19 protein-coding genes are annotated in these 18,943 nt (G+C 42.5%); 7 read left to right on the forward strand and 12 right to left on the reverse strand.

Annotated features, from left to right (window positions below; all coding sequences use genetic code 11):
• Nucleotides 1-3: 3 nt before the first annotated feature.
• Entirely contained in the window at nucleotides 4-774 is a 771-nt protein-coding gene (locus MHI20_RS11560; protein WP_039165390.1) for a glycosyltransferase family 2 protein, read from the reverse strand.
• Nucleotides 775-949: 175 nt separating this feature from the next.
• Here MHI20_RS11560 and MHI20_RS11565 point away from each other — a divergent pair, with 175 nt between their 5' ends.
• The 3 genes from MHI20_RS11565 to MHI20_RS11575 all read left to right on the forward strand — a co-directional run bounded on the left by MHI20_RS11565 (nucleotide 950) and on the right by MHI20_RS11575 (nucleotide 3,337).
• Nucleotides 950-1,624 (forward strand): YIP1 family protein, encoded by a 675-nt coding sequence (locus tag MHI20_RS11565; protein WP_340938476.1) that lies wholly within the window; start codon nucleotides 950-952, stop codon nucleotides 1,622-1,624.
• 421 nt (nucleotides 1,625-2,045) lie between these two features.
• A complete protein-coding gene (gerQ, locus tag MHI20_RS11570) occupies nucleotides 2,046-2,588 on the forward strand; it encodes a spore coat protein GerQ (protein WP_007497781.1) in 543 nt (180 codons plus the stop codon).
• A gap of 131 nt (nucleotides 2,589-2,719) precedes the next feature.
• Nucleotides 2,720-3,337, forward strand: coding sequence for a cupin domain-containing protein (locus tag MHI20_RS11575; protein ID WP_019743221.1), 618 nt, complete (start codon nucleotides 2,720-2,722; stop codon nucleotides 3,335-3,337).
• A 40-nt stretch (nucleotides 3,338-3,377) separates the two neighbouring features.
• Here the strand turns inward: MHI20_RS11575 and MHI20_RS11580 are convergent, their stop codons facing one another.
• The 3 genes from MHI20_RS11580 to MHI20_RS11590 form a co-directional block, all read right to left on the reverse strand.
• Nucleotides 3,378-3,749 (reverse strand): DUF423 domain-containing protein, encoded by a 372-nt coding sequence (locus MHI20_RS11580; protein WP_003215282.1) that lies wholly within the window; start codon nucleotides 3,747-3,749, stop codon nucleotides 3,378-3,380.
• A 67-nt stretch (nucleotides 3,750-3,816) separates the two neighbouring features.
• Nucleotides 3,817-5,127: a purine/pyrimidine permease gene (locus MHI20_RS11585; RefSeq protein WP_041507947.1), complete on the reverse strand. Its 1,311-nt coding sequence runs from the start codon at nucleotides 5,125-5,127 to the stop codon at nucleotides 3,817-3,819.
• 33 nt (nucleotides 5,128-5,160) lie between these two features.
• Nucleotides 5,161-5,493, reverse strand: coding sequence for a YwdI family protein (locus MHI20_RS11590; RefSeq protein ID WP_008343634.1), 333 nt, complete (start codon nucleotides 5,491-5,493; stop codon nucleotides 5,161-5,163).
• A gap of 172 nt (nucleotides 5,494-5,665) precedes the next feature.
• Here MHI20_RS11590 and MHI20_RS11595 point away from each other — a divergent pair, with 172 nt between their 5' ends.
• On the forward strand, nucleotides 5,666-7,024 hold the full coding sequence (locus MHI20_RS11595) for an aldehyde dehydrogenase (protein WP_144667599.1): 1,359 nt from the start codon (nucleotides 5,666-5,668) through the stop codon (nucleotides 7,022-7,024).
• Between the two features lie 26 nt (nucleotides 7,025-7,050).
• On the opposite strand, the gene MHI20_RS11600 is transcribed toward MHI20_RS11595, so the two are convergent.
• Both MHI20_RS11600 and MHI20_RS11605 read right to left on the reverse strand, forming a co-directional pair.
• Nucleotides 7,051-7,737: a uracil-DNA glycosylase gene (locus tag MHI20_RS11600; RefSeq protein WP_017360124.1), complete on the reverse strand. Its 687-nt coding sequence runs from the start codon at nucleotides 7,735-7,737 to the stop codon at nucleotides 7,051-7,053.
• Nucleotides 7,734-8,561 (reverse strand): glycosyltransferase family 2 protein, encoded by an 828-nt coding sequence (locus MHI20_RS11605; protein WP_024719483.1) that lies wholly within the window; start codon nucleotides 8,559-8,561, stop codon nucleotides 7,734-7,736. Before MHI20_RS11605 ends, MHI20_RS11600 begins: the two co-directional genes overlap by 4 nt.
• Before the next feature lie 127 nt (nucleotides 8,562-8,688).
• Here MHI20_RS11605 and MHI20_RS11610 point away from each other — a divergent pair, with 127 nt between their 5' ends.
• Complete coding sequence (locus MHI20_RS11610) at nucleotides 8,689-8,994, forward strand: general stress protein (RefSeq protein ID WP_008343646.1); 306 nt, start codon at nucleotides 8,689-8,691, stop codon at nucleotides 8,992-8,994.
• A 126-nt stretch (nucleotides 8,995-9,120) separates the two neighbouring features.
• The gene (locus MHI20_RS11615) at nucleotides 9,121-9,930 is read left to right on the forward strand and encodes a bifunctional hydroxymethylpyrimidine kinase/phosphomethylpyrimidine kinase (RefSeq protein WP_335358163.1); all 810 of its coding nucleotides are present in this window, start codon (nucleotides 9,121-9,123) and stop codon (nucleotides 9,928-9,930) included.
• Nucleotides 9,931-9,981: 51 nt separating this feature from the next.
• Here MHI20_RS11615 and MHI20_RS11620 read toward each other — a convergent pair whose 3' ends face one another.
• From MHI20_RS11620 to MHI20_RS11645, 6 genes are all read right to left on the reverse strand, one after another.
• On the reverse strand, nucleotides 9,982-11,058 hold the full coding sequence (locus tag MHI20_RS11620; protein WP_340938502.1) for a chitobiase/beta-hexosaminidase C-terminal domain-containing protein: 1,077 nt from the start codon (nucleotides 11,056-11,058) through the stop codon (nucleotides 9,982-9,984).
• A 156-nt stretch (nucleotides 11,059-11,214) separates the two neighbouring features.
• The gene (locus tag MHI20_RS11625) at nucleotides 11,215-11,469 is read right to left on the reverse strand and encodes a hypothetical protein (protein WP_008359596.1); all 255 of its coding nucleotides are present in this window, start codon (nucleotides 11,467-11,469) and stop codon (nucleotides 11,215-11,217) included.
• Between the two features lie 187 nt (nucleotides 11,470-11,656).
• Nucleotides 11,657-13,114: a sucrose-6-phosphate hydrolase gene (locus tag MHI20_RS11630; protein ID WP_217967968.1), complete on the reverse strand. Its 1,458-nt coding sequence runs from the start codon at nucleotides 13,112-13,114 to the stop codon at nucleotides 11,657-11,659.
• Nucleotides 13,115-13,133: 19 nt separating this feature from the next.
• Entirely contained in the window at nucleotides 13,134-14,522 is a 1,389-nt protein-coding gene (locus MHI20_RS11635; RefSeq protein ID WP_035702471.1) for a sucrose-specific PTS transporter subunit IIBC, read from the reverse strand.
• A gap of 255 nt (nucleotides 14,523-14,777) precedes the next feature.
• Nucleotides 14,778-15,611 carry a PRD domain-containing protein gene (locus MHI20_RS11640; protein ID WP_024719487.1) on the reverse strand — a complete coding sequence of 278 codons (834 nt, stop codon included), beginning with the start codon at nucleotides 15,609-15,611 and terminating at the stop codon, nucleotides 14,778-14,780.
• 51 nt (nucleotides 15,612-15,662) lie between these two features.
• Complete coding sequence (locus MHI20_RS11645; protein WP_041091342.1) at nucleotides 15,663-15,941, reverse strand: hypothetical protein; 279 nt, start codon at nucleotides 15,939-15,941, stop codon at nucleotides 15,663-15,665.
• A gap of 501 nt (nucleotides 15,942-16,442) precedes the next feature.
• Between MHI20_RS11645 and MHI20_RS11650 the strand changes: the two genes are divergently transcribed.
• Nucleotides 16,443-18,866 (forward strand): S8 family peptidase, encoded by a 2,424-nt coding sequence (locus tag MHI20_RS11650; RefSeq protein ID WP_268432332.1) that lies wholly within the window; start codon nucleotides 16,443-16,445, stop codon nucleotides 18,864-18,866.
• Nucleotides 18,867-18,943: the final 77 nt, after the last annotated feature.

Genomic DNA, 18,943 nt, shown 5'->3' on the forward strand with positions numbered 1-18,943 from the left:
AGGTCACCTCCCATGTCTTTGCTTTAATATATGACGGAGCTCCCTGCAGGTAGACTGCGGAGGAAGTGCTTGAATAAAATCGCTTTTCTCATCTTCTGCCAACTGATAATGAATAGACTGTTCTGTGATGTAGTTTGTATCCAATACCTCATCAAAAGGGTAGAACGGATAAAAGTGATTTAATCTAAAAAAGAACCGCGCATCCCCTATTCGATAAAAATGCGGACTCTCGTCCCAGTAGGATCCAAACTCAGCTTGAATCTTTGTTAAAATGGATGCACGATGTACAACTGAACAGTGATCAATAGCACAAGGTGCATTCCACTGCACCGTTTGCGCAGGTCGAATCGTTTCCTTTACTGGCTCTTTTTCGCTATTTAAATAGATAACTTTTGAACTAGAATAGACAATATGTTCATTTGGACGAGCATCTAAATAATTCGTGAGCTTCTCTAAACGGTCTGGTGCATAGACATTGTCATCTGTGGCATAGGAAATATACTCGCCCTTTGCCTGTTCTAATGCTTGATTAATGAGGACGGCATAGCGTGTTTTCGCCGTTCTTTCCTCCAGCGTTTTCACCCCGCTTTGGATAAAATGGATGCGTGGATCTTTACGGAAAGGCTCAATAGCAGCAAGGGTTTGTTCGTTTGATCCATCATCCATGATAAAAAGTTCAAAGTCTGACAAGGTCTGCTGCAGCACCGCTTCAATTGATCTGCCAACGTAGGCCGCTTTGTTGTAGCTCGTCATAATGACCGTTACTTTCGTCAATGTTTTCACCTCGGTCTCTTTTAAACTATGGTTATCATATGTGTCTCCTCTTAAAGAGACTGTAGAGTGACCTATTTTTTATAAAATTGGATTTTTTTCATGATCTATCTTTGAAAAACGTAAAAATTTTGGTAATATAAGTAATCATTTATGTGTATTAAAGGAGTAAAGAACATTGGAGTATATGAAGAGTGATCTCTCCCAAGAAGAGGAAGTAAAAGGTTTTTTTCGATTCTTTAAAATTTTTGTCGCGACAAAAACGATTATTCGCTCATATGAACATACCTCTATTCCCATGTGGCTGATGATACTCCTTGCAAGTATCGCTGGTACTAGCTGGATGTACGAAGGGTATTTTAGTGAGTATATGGGCAATCATATTCCATATCCTTTTATTCTGTTACACGGAGCAGGTTTTGGTATTTTAGTAGGCAATTTTCTTCTATTTTTCGGTTCATTCATTTTACAGTGGTTAGGGCGACTGTTTTTTGGCAGTAAAGCGCCGTATCGAGATGTGCTCAAAGCTTGCACACTGACGGTCATTTTTCCTTCCACCTTATTTGCTCTTACTTGGATTTTTACTGTGGGGTTGCTTGGTCCGTATACATTTGTGAAAATCTCACCCTATTTAGACCAGCACTATGAAGTATGGTATTATCTCAGTGTTTTACCACTGGTTGATGCGTATACCAAGACATGGATATTTGGGATGGCTGTTTTAGGCCTTGTCGCTGTGATGAAGCTGAGAATATGGCAGGCCTTTATCATTGCCATCACACCGATTGCCTTATTTTTTCTCATCATGACCCTTCTCTATGACGTCCAGCGGGCTATGAATTGGTTGATGTAAACAGGCATTCCTTAGATTGTTGGAAACCTTTGCAGTCTAGGCAGTACGAATATGGGGTTTGTCTGAATACTGAGGAACTGCACAAAGCAGTTCCTCAGATTGTTGACAAAGGGCTAAAATGAACTTTATTTTAGCCCTTTGTCTTCTTTTTAGCGTGATAGAAAACCTTTGCAGTCTAGGAAGGACGAGCATCGGCGCGGAGCGAATTTGACATTCGTGAGCACCGAAGCGCAGGACTGACACCGAATGCGAGGGTTTGTCTACACGCTGAGGAACTGCACAAAGCAGTTCCTTTTTTTCGTTCAATATACATATTCTCTCTTCCTGTCTCATAGTGTGAAAGAGAAAAAGAATGCTATGGAAACAACAGGCGCTTTTCTGCCTTCTGTTTAGAACACCATGAGGAAAGAGGAGGAACGTTATGAAATTGAAAAATCAATTTGGGCAAGGTTCGGGTTTCGAAGGTCAAGATTTTCGCCAGCAACAATATGGAGCAAATCCGTATCCTGCGCAGCAGATGGGTTATTCAGTCCCTCCCCAAACGCAGGGTCAAATGCAAGGTCAAATGCAGCAGGGGTATTCGCCAATGCCGTCTACTGGTACTTCACAAGGAGGCCAAGGTGGGCAAAGTGGCGGGCAGCCCTATCAAATTCCTTCTGGACCGATTTATCAGCAGAACGTCACCGGTCAGCTGCCGCTTGAGCAGTCCTATATTGAAAATATTTTACGATTAAACCGCGGCAAAGTAGCCACGATCTATATGACGTTTGAGGCAAGTAAAGAATGGAACTCTAAGATTTTTAGAGGGGTCATTGAGGCCGCAGGACGTGATCACATTATCATTAGTGATAACAAAACTGGGACACGATACTTATTATTAACAATCTACCTTGATTACATTACGTTTGATGGGGAAATTCAATATGACTATCCATACTCGATGTCTACGTATTCTCCGAGATAACCTCAAGGTCCTATCAGCAGCAAGGTGCAGACGCCCTTGCTTTTTTCTTTTGTCTAGGTTTTTGACACACCTTCGGGGGAAGGCTCATAAGATGCCTAGTAGTTTTTATTAAACGCCTAGAGGTGACATCAATGACTGTTGAGCTGGATTATACATCGCCGAATGTCAAATATTCATTTGATCTGAACCAAAGCCCCCTTGTGAAATATGACCAACACAACCTGATTAATGTTTTAGGAAAAAAACAATTAAATTCGCTCGATCAAGTATCTCTGCTGGATATATATTTGAGTAAAAGCAAAGTAGTAGAGCCTCATTATCATCAAAATGCTGCCGAGCTTGTTTATTGTATCGCCGGCTCTGCTGCTGTATCCATGTTGAACCCTTTTACAAAAAAACTGTCCACCTACACCATTACCCCTGGGCAGGTAGCCAATGTGCCACAAGGCTGGTGGCATTATGAAGTCGCCTTACAGGACAAAACCCATTTGTTAGCCATTTTTAACGCATCGACGCCAGAAGTCATCTTAGGTTCAGACCTTCTAACCCTCACGCCTTCACACATCATGGCACATACTTATTGCATGAACGAAACGCAGTGGAAGCAGGCGACGCAGCCTGTGAAACCTGGTGTGTTTATCGGACCTTTCTGCCACCGGGAGGAAGAGACACAAACGCACCCTGTCCCCCCTTCTCACTATGTACCTTATTATCAAGCACCTCCGAACTATTCTCCTTATTGGAGTTAAGAAAAAACCGATGCCCCTATGAGAGCATCGGTTTTTTATCTTATAAATTTTTTGCTGCTGCAATCACTAGCATGATCCAAGAAGCGATAAATGCCACTCCGCCAATTGGTGTAATGGCACCTAGAATCTTCACCTGAGTCAAGGCAAGCACATAAAGGCTTCCTGAGAAGAAAAGAATGCCTGCCAGCATCACCCAGCCAGCGGTCGGCACTAGAGAAACACCTGACAGCTTATCTGCCAGAAAGGCGACAATAAATAGGCCAATTGCATGGAACATCTGATATTGAACCCCTTTATTCCATATCTCAATATACTTTTCAGGAATTTTCCCTTCCAGTCCATGTGCACCGAAGGCTCCAAGACCAACCGCAAGCATGGCGTTAATGGCACCTAATATGAAAAATAGTTTCATTAGTCATTCTCCTTATCTCATCAATTATGTTTATCATAGCGCGGGTCTTATCCAACATTCAACTTTCCTATGATGCTGACACGAGATTGTCGGATTTCTTCTTCTTTCGCAGTAGCACTTGATCGACCACAATCGCAATCAGTGTGCCAAGCACAAGACCATTGCTCAATAAAGAAATCAGCACAGGATGCATGCCTTTCAATGCCCCCTGCGGCACAAACATTGCGCCCACGCCTGCTAAAACAGCGATGCCAAGCACAAATCGAATGCGCGGGATGTCTTCTTTTTCATACTGATCGAATTCAGACATAGCAATCCCAATCATAGAAGAGAACACCACAAAGTTCACAGCCAGCCCCACAGGAGAAGGCAATGCAGAGAAAAAGCTCATCAATAATGGAAATAAACTAATGAGGACAATGAGCAGACTGCCAATAAAAAATGGCTTTCTCGATGGAATTTTGGTTGTTTGTATAAAGCCCGCTGCCCCCGAAATAGGGACAGGCGCAATCGCACCAATCAGTCCGCTTAGCAAATGACCAAATGCGGCGACAAAACCAGCCGGTCTGGCTCGTTTCCGCTCACGCAGTTCACCAAATGCCTTCACGGAACTTTCCACAATTCGAATACTTGCCAGCATATTCACAATGAGTAAGATCGTAATAAAAAAGGACGTGACAAGCAGTCCGCTGTCAAAGACCGGCATGCCAAATGGAAATAGCTTTGGAAACTCAATGATCTGCTCAGGAATGCGAACTGGCTTCGCTAGTCCGAGTAAAGCAAATAACAGCCAGCCGCCTGCAAGTGCGAATAACACAGAAAACTGTCTTAAATAATGCCATTTTGAGCGGCTGATCATGAAGGTGATGACAATAATCAAGATCGATAGACAAAAGACAAGCCCATCTACCTGATTTCCCCGATAGCCGATCCCCATCAGCCCTTTCATGATTGGCTGACTTAACTGCACAACAAGTAGCAGCAAATAAATACCTGTGACAACGGGCGTAAATAAAGACGCAAGCCAATTAATGATTTTAAAAAGACTAAAAATAAAAAAGAACGCAGCACTAAAAATTAAAGCCCCTTGTAATGCTTGCAAGGTTTCAGGATATGTGGCAAAAATCGTCCCTGTCATGCCTGCATATAGGGTATATACCCCCCACCACAGCCCTGCTGGACTTTCATTGATCGGCAACATATGACCGCATAAACACTGCACCATCGCCACAAGTCCAAGTGAAAAGAATGTACTCTGAATCAGTTCCGCCGACTGCACTTGATTTAATTCAAATGCTTGTGCAATCGCAATCGGCACAGCAATAGAAGCTGCGATAAAAAATGCCATCCACTGAATGGCGCCCAAAAATAGTTTCAACCCGATCACCTTCCCTTTGTCGTGACAAGACCATTAAAAATCAAAAATAGAGTCACCGTTGCCATCTTTCTCTTGTTGACCCTCTTCTTTATGCTGAAATTTCTTTGCACCGCTAGTGCCCATCAATTTCTCTAGCATGGCTTGATCCGTAGACACAGCCGGTGCAGATGGTGTCTGTATAGATGGAGGTGGTGAAATGACCGAAGACTGCGGCATTTGCACCTGTGATGATGTGTCGAGAATGACATCACATAGTGAAGAGATGACCGCCGCTTGACGTTTCACCTCTTCATCATTTCCACTTTGTTTTGCTTTTTGAATGGCTTCCTCCATTTTTTGAAGCAGACTTGATATATGAATATTCAAGGGTAGACCCTCCAATCTAAAAAATTCGTTTTCCAACATTATTTTACCAAATGAACAAACTGAATGGGTTCCTTTTTTCAAAGCTGTGTGCTTCTGTTCCTCTTATTTGACCCTTACTCAAGATTCACACATAATAAAAAAGAAACAATATCGTCTTTGAAAGGACTGAAAGATGAGCAAACTCACTGAACTCATTCACAAACAAAAAAACGTGCAAACACCAGCGGTTCAAGATAGAATCCGCCTTCTTAACGATTTGAAAAAAGCCATTAAACATCATGAAAAGGACATATTACAAGCCTTAGCCCATGATTTACATAAATCCGAACAGGAAGCCTATACAACAGAAATTGGCATGGTATATGAAGAGATCAATCATACCGTCAAACATCTTCACAAATGGGCCAAACCATCTCGCGCGAAAACACCTCTGACCCATATCGGATCGAAAAGTATGATCATTAAGGAACCGTACGGAAGTGTTCTGATTATTGCCCCTTGGAACTATCCTTTCCAATTGGCCCTTTCGCCATTAGTTGGAGCCATTTCTGCCGGAAATGCCGTTACTTTAAAACCGTCAGAATTAACGCCGCACGTCTCAAACGTGATTGGCACGATTGTGGAAAGCGTGTTTCAAGAAGATCTTGCAGCGGTCGTTGAAGGCGGTGTGGATGTCAGCACAGAGCTTCTGAAACTGCCTTTTGATTATATTTTCTTTACTGGAAGTGTAGCCGTCGGCAAAGTCGTCATGGAAGCGGCCGCAAAGCATCTCACACCTGTCACACTTGAGCTCGGCGGAAAAAGTCCATGCATTGTCATGCCTGATGCAGACATCAAGCTCGCTGCGAAGCGAATCACCTTTGGTAAATTCACGAATGCTGGTCAAACATGCATTGCACCAGACTATTTACTTGTTCATGAATCGATCAAAGAGGACCTATTGCGTGAAATGACGACCTGTATCCGTGACTTTTACGGGGACCAGCCTGAAACAAATCCGCATTTCGGAAAAAATGTCAGCCAGCGTCATTTTGATCGACTTTCACAATTTCTCTCAAATGGCACGATTGTGACAGGTGGACAGCGTAATGAACAAGAGCTCAAAATCGCACCGACCATTCTAGATCACATTACATGGGAAGATCCTGTGATGCAGGAGGAAATTTTCGGACCTATTTTGCCTGTCATCACATTTGACTCTCTTCAAGAGGCAGCTGACATGATTAAGGCAAGACCGAAGCCGCTCGCTCTTTACTTATTTACAACCAATAAAGAAACAGAAGACTATATTCTAGACAACCTCTCATTTGGCGGAGGCTGCATCAACGATACGCTGATGCATGTCGCCACTCCATATTTACCATTTGGAGGCGTTGGTGAAAGTGGTATCGGACGATATCATGGAAAAGAAAGCTTTTTCACCTTTACGCATGAAAAAAGTGTCCTGCGCCAGACCAATCGCTTTGATTTTTCTTTCCGATATCCAAATGCGAAAAACGGACTCGACATTGTCCGCAAATTTTTAAAATAAACAGGACGAAGGGATTTTCCCTCGTCCTATTTTGATTCGATGTCCTTGATACACCAGTTGATTTCATCGATCCCCATTTGCTTTAAATAGGCGTTTACTTTTGAGAACGGACGGCTGCCAAAAAAGCCGTTTCTTGCAGAAAAAGGACTTGGATGAGGTGACTCAATGATGTAATGCTTGCTTTGATCAATTCGTTCTTTTTTATTTTGCGCATGTCTGCCCCAAAGCACAAAAACGACTGGCTGATCTCGGTCATTCAGGACGTCGATGACGCGGTCTGTCACACGTTCCCAGCCTTTGCCTTTATGCGAGTTCGCTTCTCCTTTTCTTACAGTGAGCACGGTGTTTAACAGCAAGACACCCTGCTCTGCCCAGCTGACAAGCGAGCCATGGTTAGGGACCGGACAGCCCAGGTCATCCTTTAGCTCCTGAAAAATATTTCTCAAAGATGGCGGATGTTTGACACCAGGCTGAACAGAAAAGCTTAATCCGTGTGCCTGTCCTGGACCATGATAAGGGTCTTGTCCCAAAATCACGACTTTCACATCTTCATACGACGTCAAATGGAGGGCACGATAAATGTCATCTGGCTTTGGAAACACGATCTGCGTACGATATTCTTCCTTTACCCACTCACGTAATTCCTGATAATATGGCTGTTCAAATTCACTTTTCATCACAGCCCACCAGCTATCATTTAAAAATGGCTTCATTGCGGTTGTCCTCCTTCTGTCTGCTGTGCCAATCTTGAGATCATCGGTTTTCCATCCCATACAATCTCACTCTCTGATTCTCGTTTTTTCATCGCTGGTTCTTCTAATAGGACAGCAAAGTTTGCTGTCGGCAAATCACCCAGCCCATGCTTTTCACTCAGGTCATCTAAGTAGTTCTTCCTTGTTTCACCAAGATCACTCGACTGATTGCCCCCACCATCAAAGAACGCATAGATCACACTGGCAGTCGGCACTCGTTTGGCTCGTGCATGCTGCGTAACACGCAGGAAAAAGTCCCAGTCCCAGTAGTGATGCATCGCTGGATCAAAATAGCCGATCTCATCGTGTATGCGGCGTTTGTACATACTACCAGAAGGAACATATGTAGAAAAAACACGCATGTCCTCAATGTCCGCTGTATAAGCAAACAAACGTCTTGATACTGGAAAACGAGTCGCACCTCGTTCTTCAAACGAAACAATTTCCGCATCCGAAAAGACAAAATCAGCGTCTTCTAGCGCCTTGCTCATACGTTCAATATGACAAGGTGTAAAATAATCATCGTCATCACTCAGCATAATGACGTCACCTGTCAGCTCCCGCACCCCAACATTTCTTGCGTTCACATGCTGGACATTCTCATCTAAATGAATCAAGCGGATTGGCAGCTCTGGATAGAGTTCCTGAATCACGTCCACTCGCTCTCCTGCATCATTTACGACCACAATTTCAAAAGGCTGTACGCTTTGTCTCGAGATGGATTCAAGCAGTTCACACAATGCGCTCAGCCGGTTATGTGTCACAATTAATAAAGAAATCTTCATATCGGCCTAACTCCTTTAATAGATTCGTCTTTTTCATTAAAACATAAATCGGCTTTCTTCTCATGATATAAAAGACGGTTTGATTGATCGAGAAAATGGGAATTTTTGATGAAAAGGAGTGATGATAATGGAATTTTTCACAGTTGAGAATAGTAAAGAAGCCAAACAGACGATCGAACAGATACAGTCAGCAAAGGACGATGTGTTTGTTTTTGCGTATGACCCCGAACGCTCTGATACCGTTACTGAGTATACGGAAGCAAAGAGCATGACAGCTGTCGATCAAGGGATTTTAGATCAGATCGCCAATGTCATTCGCACCAGGGATGATGAACTGATGGCCAAAATGATGTCGACCGGCGCCGATCAAGAATTAGCCTTAACGCTTTTAGAGGAGCTGAAAAAAGGAAAATTGGTGATTTGTAAAAGATAAAGAATGAGGCGTTCCATGAAGAGTGGAACGCTTTTTTATGCCGTTTCATTGTGATAAATGGAAAAGCTGATTATAATAAGGGATAGAACAGTAACTGTTACACATCACATTGGAGGTTCAGCAACTATGTCTATGAATAAAGCACTCACCATCGCAGGTTCGGATTCAAGCGGCGGTGCAGGTATCCAAGCAGATTTAAAAACGTTTCAAGAAAAAAACGTCTACGGGATGACAGCTTTAACCGTTGTCGTTGCTATGGATCCTCATAACAACTGGGATCATCAAGTGTTTCCAATCGATACATCAACAATCCGCGCGCAGCTCTCGACGATCGTGGAAGGCATCGGTGTAGATGCGTTAAAAACAGGTATGCTGCCAACAGTTGACGTCATTGAACTCGCAGCTGAAACGATCAAAACATATGAGCTGAAAAATGTCGTCATTGATCCTGTTATGGTATGTAAAGGTGCGAACGAAGTCCTTTACCCAGAGCACGCTGAAGCATTGCGGGAAAAGCTCACACCACTGGCAACAGTGATCACACCTAACCTTTTCGAAGCAGGTCAATTAAGCGGCATTGGCGAGATCAAAACGATGGAACAAATGGAAGAAGCTGCAAAACGCATCCATGAACTTGGTGCAAAGTATGTGGTCATCACTGGCGGCGGTAAGCTAAGCCCAGATAAAGCGATTGACTTGCTTTATGATGGACAAACCTTCGAACGCCTTGAAACAGATAAGATCGACACAGAATACACACACGGCGCAGGCTGCACATTCTCAGCCGCAGTCACAGCTGAACTAGCCAACGGCTCAGACGTGAAAGAAGCCATTTATGCAGCAAAAGAATTCATCACAGCTGCCATTAAAGACTCTTTCCAACTAAACGAATACATCGGACCAACGAAACATTCCGCACATCGTTTGGACAAATAAAACAATAAAAACCGATCCGCCGCTTGGTTGAATCGGTTTTTTTGTTTTTGTTTATCGTAAGCTGAGTCTCTGTGCGAATAACCAATCTGTTAAGCCTGGCGTCTCATAAGCAGGCGTCCATGATGCATGATCATACCCATACTTGCTTGCATACTCGGTATAAATCGGTCTTCCACCAGCTTTTTGAATAGCTTGAATTGTATTTCTCGCATAACTGATAGGAATAATGGAATCATCCTCTGCATGAAATGCCCATATTGGCTTGTTCGCTAAAATTCCTGCCTTACTTGGATCTGCACCCCCCGCAATAGGAATCATCGCTGCAAACAAACGAGGATATGTGATGTTCAACTGATACGAGCCAAATCCGCCTTGAGATAAACCAGTCGCATAAATCCTTTTCTGATCAATCTTATAAGAAGTTAACACATGCTGAAGCACTTCATACGCTTTGTGTAAATCTGGTGAAAATTGAAACACATTTGTCAGGTCGATTTCATTTTGTGCGTTTCTTGTTAAAGCAAAACCCCCATCCACAGCATTTCGAGCCTGAGGTGCTAGTACGTATGCAGGATGTTTCTTTTGAACTTCAGGAGAAGCCCATAAAACTGCACCATCATTTGCAAGTAACTGCTTTTGATTATCAGTCCCCCGCTCCCCTCCTCCATGTAAGAACAGGACGAGAGGATAAGCTTTACCCCTCTTATGATTTTTCGGAATGTATAACCGATAAGGCATTCCTTGATATTCAAAAGATAAAAAAGATGAGGCAATGTCCTCTCGTGTGACAAAACGATAATTGTACTTAGACGTAGCAAGGCGATGTCTATTTTTGTAGACGCTTACTTTTAAAGTCGTATCGGTATCAATTTGAATAGGCTTTTTATATCGCTGACTTTGAGTTGTCGGCTGGCTGCCATCTGTTGTGTAATAAAGAGAAGCTTTTGGCACCTGAGAATGGAGTGCCACCTCTTGCGAGCGATAATATTGACCAGATGGTACGGAGGCAGTAGGTGTAAAAAATGATGTGTGTTGCGTTCGGGCAGATGAAACGGAAGGATGAAGAAAACTCATAGAAAATAGCACAATGATAAAGGTGATCAGACATTTCTTGGTTGCATGGTTCATATCGTTCCTCCTGTATATGCTCAGATGAATTTTTATTTATTTTGTATCATGACAAAAGAAATGTCAACGCTTTCATTTAATTTTTCTGAATGATCTGACTAAAATAAAAAAAGCATACCCGCTCCCAGGTACACTCTTTCACCATACTTTTTTTACCTACTTTTGCTGATCAGATTCTTTCGCCATTTTTCGAATAAAGGCTTCAATGGATTCAACAAATAAGGCATATTCTTTCATTTGTTTATACGTATCTGACAGCTTCTCTTTTAATTCTTCCTGCTCTAGAGAAGGTTCACCGAGAATAGATTGGACTTGAATCAGCAATTCTTTATATTCTTCACGTTTATCTTCAACATGATCTGCCATTGTCTCCAAGCGTTTTCTAGTCGTCGGCTGCTGTTTTGAATTCAAGTAAACAACCCCTTTTTGTCCTACCGCATTTGGATAAACGTCAGCCTCAGCTGTATATATTTTAAAATGATACCATAATCGAACCTGTTATCATATATGTAAAACGTCATCAAACCGCTTTAGGCCAACCTTGTATATACATGATATAGGCTTTAAGATACAGGCTGATCTCACTAGAAAAAGCAGATCAATGATCTGCTTCTTTTTGCAAATGCCACGTCTTCAATTTAAGCTTCGTTTCATTTCTACCACTGATGGAGATTGATTTATTTCCCGGGGAAGGAAAGTAACGTGCAGTAAATACTTCCCGGCCTCCGTTGACAAAAATCTCAATCGATGATGCATCAATAAAGATATGCAAATCCTGTAATTCATCAATTTCTACTTCACGAACTTCCTTTGTTCGATCTTCAAATCGATCTCGCTCTAACGTTAGTTTGCCTTCATCTTTATCATAAATGATACGAGCAGCAGCACGTATACAGCATTCAAATCCTTTTTGTGTTTCAATTTGATCAATGAATACCTCTGCGCTCGTCAAATCTTCAACAGGAATCGAATGAACAGATCGTTTAACGTGAAAAACATGCTCCTGCTCATTTGTCCGCATAGATCGAAGTTCACTTACCGGCTGTTGAATAAGACGTCCTTCATCATCTAAACGAAGCTCTCTCGGAATCGTCAAACAATGGATCCATTGATAAGAGATGGTTGGATGATGCTCTTCCCCTTGATCTGGTACACCCATCCATCCCATTAAAATACGTCTGCCCGATTCATCTTGGAAAGTCTGCTGTGCATAAAAGTCAAAGCCACGATCGAGCTCCTCAAACGCTCCATGCGTATATTGGTAGGTACGATCATCCAATGTACCAACAAAATAACCAGATTGATGTGTATTGTTGTATTTGAATCCATCAGGCTTCAGCCCCTGTGGTGACACGATCAATACATCCTGACCGTCTAATTCAAACAGATCTGGACATTCCCACATGTATCCGAAATGATCTAATCCATTCTTTCCACTGCCTGCAATAATGCCTTGAAACGTCCAATTGTCTAATGTATCAGATGTAAATAAAACAAGATGTCCTTTGAGATCTTCACTTTGTGCTCCAAGGACCATGTACCACTTTCCATTCCGCTTCCACACCTTCGGGTCACGAAAATGTGCAGTGAATCCCGCTGGCAAAGTCGCCACGACACCTTTTTTCTCAAAATGAACCCCATCCTCTGACACAGCTAAACATTGATATGTCTCACGGTTCCCTTGCTCGTCACGGACATTTCCGGTATACATCACGTACATACGACCATCGTCAATGACTGCACTGCCAGAATAACAGCCATTTTGATCAAACCAATCACTTGGCGTGAGGGCAGCCTCTTCATGCTGCCAATTCACTAGATCGGTTGATGTGTAGTGACCCCAGAATTTTGCCCCATGACCTGTTTTAAATGGCTGCCACTGATAAAACACATGGTAGACTCCCTTCCACTGAATCAATCCATTCGGGTCATTTAAAAGACCGACTGGCGGCATTAAATGGAAGTTCTGACGGTACACATCTTTTTTCACCAAATGCTCATAGTTTCGAATACGATCTGTTACCTTTTGACGAAGTGCTGCGTCCGTTGTTGTCATCACTGTGACCACTCCTTGATTATTTTTCGACTTCTTTGATTTTAAAGATGATGGTAAGAATAAATGAAACAGCAACAGCTATTAACATACCAATAACATAATTTACCACATTTTGTAAACCAAATGGGGCTGCAATTGCAATCATCGGAATCCCTGTTAAACCATAAGCGTTGGCGGCTACCTTTGTGAAGACGACAAACGCCCCGCCTAATGCACCTCCGATCATTGCAGCAATAAATGGCTTACGATAACGAAGATTCACACCGAATATGACCGGCTCAGTAATACCTAAGAAAGCAGAAAATGCTGCTGGTAAAGCAATTTCTTTCGTTTTTGCACGCTTTGCTAAGAAAAAGACCGCTAGCCCTGCTCCGCCTTGAGCGACGTTAGACATGGCCCAGATCGGCAGCAAATAATTCCGTCCAATATCATTTAGAAGTCCTGCCTCAATCGCATGGAAGCTGTGATGAACACCTGTCAGTACAATTAAAGAATAAGCGCCTCCAAAAATAAGTCCAGCTAAGAATCCTGCATGGTCATAAACATAAGTGAGTGCATTTGAGATTCCTGTACCGAGCATTCTCCCTAGCGGTCCTACAGCAATAAACGTCACAAATCCAGTCACAATCACCGTCACAAACGGCGTCACAAGTAAATCAATACTGTTCGGCACAACTTTTCTTAAATTCTTTTCAATCACGCACATGATATACACAGTTAATAACACGGGAATGACCGTTCCTTGGTAACCAAGAAGCGCAATATCAAAGTTGAATAGATGCATATATTCTGGTTTTGCGTCTGTCAGTCCCCATGGATTCAGCAAGCTCGGGTGAATCATAATGCCCCCAATGACAGCTCCTAAATATGGATTTCCACCAAACTCTTTGGCTGCACTAACCCCAATTAAAATCGGTAAAATGATAAAGGCAGCACTTGAGAACATATCTAGCATTTGGAAGATGGCAGAGCTTGGATCAGCCCATTTGAAGGCTTTCATCATACCTAATAGGCCCATTAATAAACCGCTTGCTACAATCGCTGGAATGATTGGTACAAAAATATTCGATAGCGTCTTAGCAAAACGTGCAAGTGGATTCATTTTTTGCTTCACGGCTTCATCATGGCTGGCAGGTTTTTGATTCTCGTCGTCTGCCTCAAGACCCGCCTCACGAGCAAAAGGCTCATATACTTTGTTGACAGAACCTGTTCCAAATATGATCTGGAATTGACCCGAGCTTGAGAAGGCACCCTTCACACCCTCAAGTTCTTCAATGGCATCTTTGTCAATCAACGCCTCATCTTTCATCACCAATCGGAGTCGTGTGGCACAATGTGTTGCGCTAATGACATTTTCTTTGCCGCCTAATAATGTTGTTAATTCTTTGGCTGTTTTTTGATAATCCATGTTGTCTCCCCCTTTTTTTAAAACAAAAAAGACCTAAAATTCACTAACGATTAAAGGACATACACGTCCCCTCGTTACGCAAATTTTAGGTCTTGCCTGCCTGACAGTCACAATCCCACGATATTGGTTTTTGATTACGCTTTCATCATAGTATAAGAGCGTGACCTGCGTCAACCTATTTTTTCGAATCAAATGACCCATATACACTAATTAGAGTAGTGTGCATAAAAAAAAGCCTGCGGACAGGCACAACCTTTACACCAATTCGGCATCCTGCAGACGCTGGACATGCAGCGTGATGTAGCCGATCTCCGATTCAGGGAGATGAAGTTCATATTCTTTTTTCAGCAAATCAGCCAGTCCAAGTGCACACCGGTAAGCCGAATCATACTTTGTTTGGATAAAAGTCAGCATGTCATCGTCCATGATTTGAAATGCTTCATTCGATTCCAACCTGCCTAATGCATACCTCAAATGTGTCACAAGCCGCTGATATGAAATACTATCCTCATCAATCGAGCGCTCAAAAACGCTTTCGATATGCTCGATCATTTCTTTGATCATCGTTGTGTATTTGACCGTCTTCTTCATGGACTCCGTATTCATTTTGGCCGTATGAATATGAAGTGCCACATACCCTGCCTCATCGTCCGGCAGGTCAACCCCAAGCCGCTCCTTTACATAACGAATGGCATACTTTCCAATATCATATTCCTGCTTATATAAGACTTTGATCTCACCAAGCAATTTATTATATAGCACAATGCCTTTTTGAACGCGTTCAATGGCAAAGGATAAATGATCTGTCAGTGAAATGTGGATATGATCACTGAGCGGCATCATGAGTTCACCCTCTGCATAACTAATAATATGCTCTGCCACCTCAATATGCGCTTCTGGCAATGTCGCAAGAATTTGTTTAAACTTCTCATTTTCTTCACGCACAACAAAAATCTTCTCTATTTTTTGAACGGGAACGACGTCATTTTTCCCCTTCTGAAAAGCAATTCCGGGCCCCATCACAATTTTCTCCTGATCACCCTCCTTTACAACCACTGCATTGTTATTCAATATTTTATATATCTTCAAGGGGCATCCTCTCCCACAGATAACGTGTCTTATGTGGGATTTTACCCTGTTTCAACTTTTCTGTAAAGATAAGAGCGGACCGGCACGCGCCTCTCTCGTTGTCTTTTCATAAAGCATCATCAGACTTTCTTGAAACGGCTTTTCTGTCCTGCGCTTCTTCTTCTTTTCATCTGCCAGTTTCTCTAGCTTTCTCTCATTCACCGCAAGAAAGAATCCTCCATCCACTGCTGCCACTTTCACCCCTTGCTTCTTCAGCAGCTCACCAGGATTCACAAGCACATTCATCACAAAACCAAACCATACACTCAACCAGTTCTTCCATTTCTTCACTGAACATCCCTCCGATTTCCTTAGAATCTAGCAGTTCTAGCAAATTAACTGTTCCTATCATATCCCGAGAAAAAAGAGAGGTTTGTCACAATCTGGGTGAAAAAACGAACTAGTTTTCAGAAGTTTTGTTGAAAAGTGCAGAAGATGAGCATGTTCCACAATGTTTCTATGAAAATTTTATACACACACTATCCCAAAGATAAGCACATCTTATCAACAGGGTTTATCCACATATCAACACCCTCTTACTAGATTTTGTGTATGAGATTTTTTTATTTTCCATATATATATCTGAAAAATTGAGTTATCAACAGATTATTGTGCATAAGTGTGACTTTATAAACAAAATAGTTCTTTATGACTATGTAAAATAAGACCATTTCAGTAAAGGAATTGGTTTCATCGTATGGAATACTTAATAACGGGCAGTGAATCTTTCCTATTTATCCACAAAAAGAAAGGCTATCTCCCTAAATACACAGCTAGAAAGGGGAAAATTAATTGAAAAAAGTAATCTCTCGTTCTTCTGTTCTATTGTTCTCCACTATTTTTACCTTATCCACATTCTTTTCAGGTCAGGCTGCTGCCGCTCCATCGAACAAACAGATGGAACTGGAAAAAGCAGAAATCTTCGGCGAAATCAATGTTAAGTCTAGAAAACACACCACTGTCATTGTTGAATTAAAGGAAAAATCCTTAGTTGAAGCCAAGCAAGAAGGCGAAGCACAAACAAAAGCCTCCCTCAAAAAATCTCGAACGAAAGTAAAGAATGCAGCACTCAAAAAGTTAGATAAAGCGAGTGTTCGTCAAGAATATGAAAAAGTCTTCTCTGGTTTCTCTATGAAACTTCCTGCAAACGAAATCCCGAAACTGCTCGCAGTTGACGGAGTAAAAGCCGTTTATCCGGATGTTACATATCAAACAGATGAAGTGAAAAAGAAAAGCGTCCAGCTTCCTCATGAGGATGTCTCTCCACTCATGGATAAAAGTGCTCCATTTATCGGTGCCCCAAAAGCTTGGGATGCCGGCTACTCTGGAAAAGGAGTAAAAGTCGCTGTCATTGATACTGGAGTAGATTATACCCACCCTGATTTAAAAGGAAACTTCGGATTATACAAAGGCTATGACTTTGTTGATAATGACTATTCTCCACAAGAAACACCAAAAGGAGATCCTAGAGGCGAATCGACAGATCATGGTACACATGTCGCAGGAACAATTGCGGCAAATGGACAAATTAAAGGTGTCGCAAAAGATGCTACCCTTCTCGCCTATCGTGTCCTTGGACCAGGCGGATCAGGAACAACTGAAAATGTCCTTGCAGGCATCGATCGGGCTGTCACTGACGGAGCCGATGTCATGAACCTTTCTCTTGGAAACAGTGTGAATAACCCTGATTATGCAACAAGCATCGCACTGGATTGGGCCATGTCTGAAGGGGTTGTCGCTGTGACATCAAATGGAAACAGCGGGCCGAACAGCTGGACCGTTGGATCTCCTGGGACATCAAGAGATGCTATTTCTGTCGGAGCCACTCAGCTTCCGTACAGTTTATACAACGTGAAATTCCCGAACTATTCAACAGCAAAAGTGATGGGCTACTATCAAGAAAATGATTTAAAAGCACTTGACCAAAAACAAGTCACACTCGTCCAAGCAGGCATCGGTGACGAAAAAGCTTTTGAAAACATCGATGTCAAAGGAAAGGTGGCAGTGATTGAACGTGGAGCCATTGCCTTTGTTGATAAAGTGGACAATGCGAAAGCTGCTGGTGCGATCGGCGTTGTCATGTACAACAATACCGATGGAGAAATCCCTGTGGATGTACCAGGTCTAGCCCTTCCGACGATTAAGCTGTCAAAAGCGGAAGGAACAGCACTTGTTAAAGCCATTGAGGCTGGTAACAATACAACGACTTTCTCGATTCAATTTGTGAAAGAGTTAAGTGAACAAGTCGCTGACTTCTCATCTCGCGGACCTGTTGTCGATACGTGGATGATCAAACCAGATCTTTCAGCACCTGGCGTGAGTATTGTCAGCACCATTCCGACACACGATCCTTCTCAGCCATACGGCTATGGATCGAAGCAAGGAACAAGCATGGCATCTCCTCATGTAGCCGGAGTAGCAGCGATTATTAAACAAGCAAAACCATCCTATTCTACAGAACAAATTAAAGCGTTAATGATGAATACAGCAGAAACATTGTATGACCCAAATGGTAACCCGTTCCCTCACAATACGCAGGGCACAGGCAGCGTTCGAATCATCGAATCACTTCAAGCGTCTTCTATTGTGTCTGATGCAAGCTATTCGTACGGCACTTTCTTAAAAGAAAAGGGCGTTCAAATCAAAACGAAGAAGTTCAAAGTAGAAAACCTGTCAAAAGCACCGAAAACCTATACCATTGATTATAAGTTCGATGGCAACGGCATTAGCACAAACGGCACGAAAAAAATCACAGTGAAAGGGAATTCCACAGGGTCCTTTACTTCCGCAGTACAAGTGAATTATGGAAAAACGAAAAAAGGAACGTACCAAGGCAGTATCACCATTCGCGAAAATGGCAGAAAGGTCACTGAAATCCCTACTTTATTGATTGTAAAAGAGCCTGATTACCCGCGCGTCACTTCGGTTTCCGTAGAGCCGGATAACCGTGCTGGAAGCTATGTCATTAGCAGCTATCTCCCAGGCGGTGCTGAAAATCTTGCATTCCTCGTCTACTCGACAGATGGAGAGTATTTAGGTGAAGCAGGAGTTTATCAACATGTTGATAAAGGAGAGCATCGTGTGAAATGGAATGGCACGATCAATAAAGGACAGAAGTTAGAAGCAGGTGAGTATACAATGCTTGCGTATGCAAGCCTGAAAGGCAAATCAGATACGGTTCAAACGAAAGAACCATTCGATATTTACCCTGAATAAATAAGAATCACATAAAAAGCCTTGTATGAGCCCATCAGCTCAACAAGGCTTTTCTATCATGTATGGAGGAAAGAGAA

Origin of the sequence: Bacillus sp. FSL K6-1106 (assembly GCF_038005245.1) — a bacterium.
Classification (GTDB): domain Bacteria; phylum Bacillota; class Bacilli; order Bacillales; family Bacillaceae; genus Bacillus; species Bacillus altitudinis.

Coding starts and splice junctions, on each gene's coding strand:
- MHI20_RS11620 (WP_340938502.1), bottom strand. CDS start 11,058: ATGAACCATGCAACCAAGAAATGTCTGATCACCTTTATCATTGTGCTA.
- MHI20_RS11600 (WP_017360124.1), bottom strand. CDS start 7,737: ATGAAGCCATTTTTAAATGATAGCTGGTGGGCTGTGATGAAAAGTGAA.
- MHI20_RS11595 (WP_144667599.1), top strand. CDS start 5,666: ATGAGCAAACTCACTGAACTCATTCACAAACAAAAAAACGTGCAAACA.
- gerQ (WP_007497781.1), top strand. CDS start 2,046: ATGAAATTGAAAAATCAATTTGGGCAAGGTTCGGGTTTCGAAGGTCAA.
- MHI20_RS11610 (WP_008343646.1), top strand. CDS start 8,689: ATGGAATTTTTCACAGTTGAGAATAGTAAAGAAGCCAAACAGACGATC.
- MHI20_RS11575 (WP_019743221.1), top strand. CDS start 2,720: ATGACTGTTGAGCTGGATTATACATCGCCGAATGTCAAATATTCATTT.
- MHI20_RS11615 (WP_335358163.1), top strand. CDS start 9,121: ATGTCTATGAATAAAGCACTCACCATCGCAGGTTCGGATTCAAGCGGC.
- MHI20_RS11580 (WP_003215282.1), bottom strand. CDS start 3,749: ATGAAACTATTTTTCATATTAGGTGCCATTAACGCCATGCTTGCGGTT.
- MHI20_RS11605 (WP_024719483.1), bottom strand. CDS start 8,561: ATGAAGATTTCTTTATTAATTGTGACACATAACCGGCTGAGCGCATTG.
- MHI20_RS11635 (WP_035702471.1), bottom strand. CDS start 14,522: ATGGATTATCAAAAAACAGCCAAAGAATTAACAACATTATTAGGCGGC.
- MHI20_RS11630 (WP_217967968.1), bottom strand. CDS start 13,114: ATGACAACAACGGACGCAGCACTTCGTCAAAAGGTAACAGATCGTATT.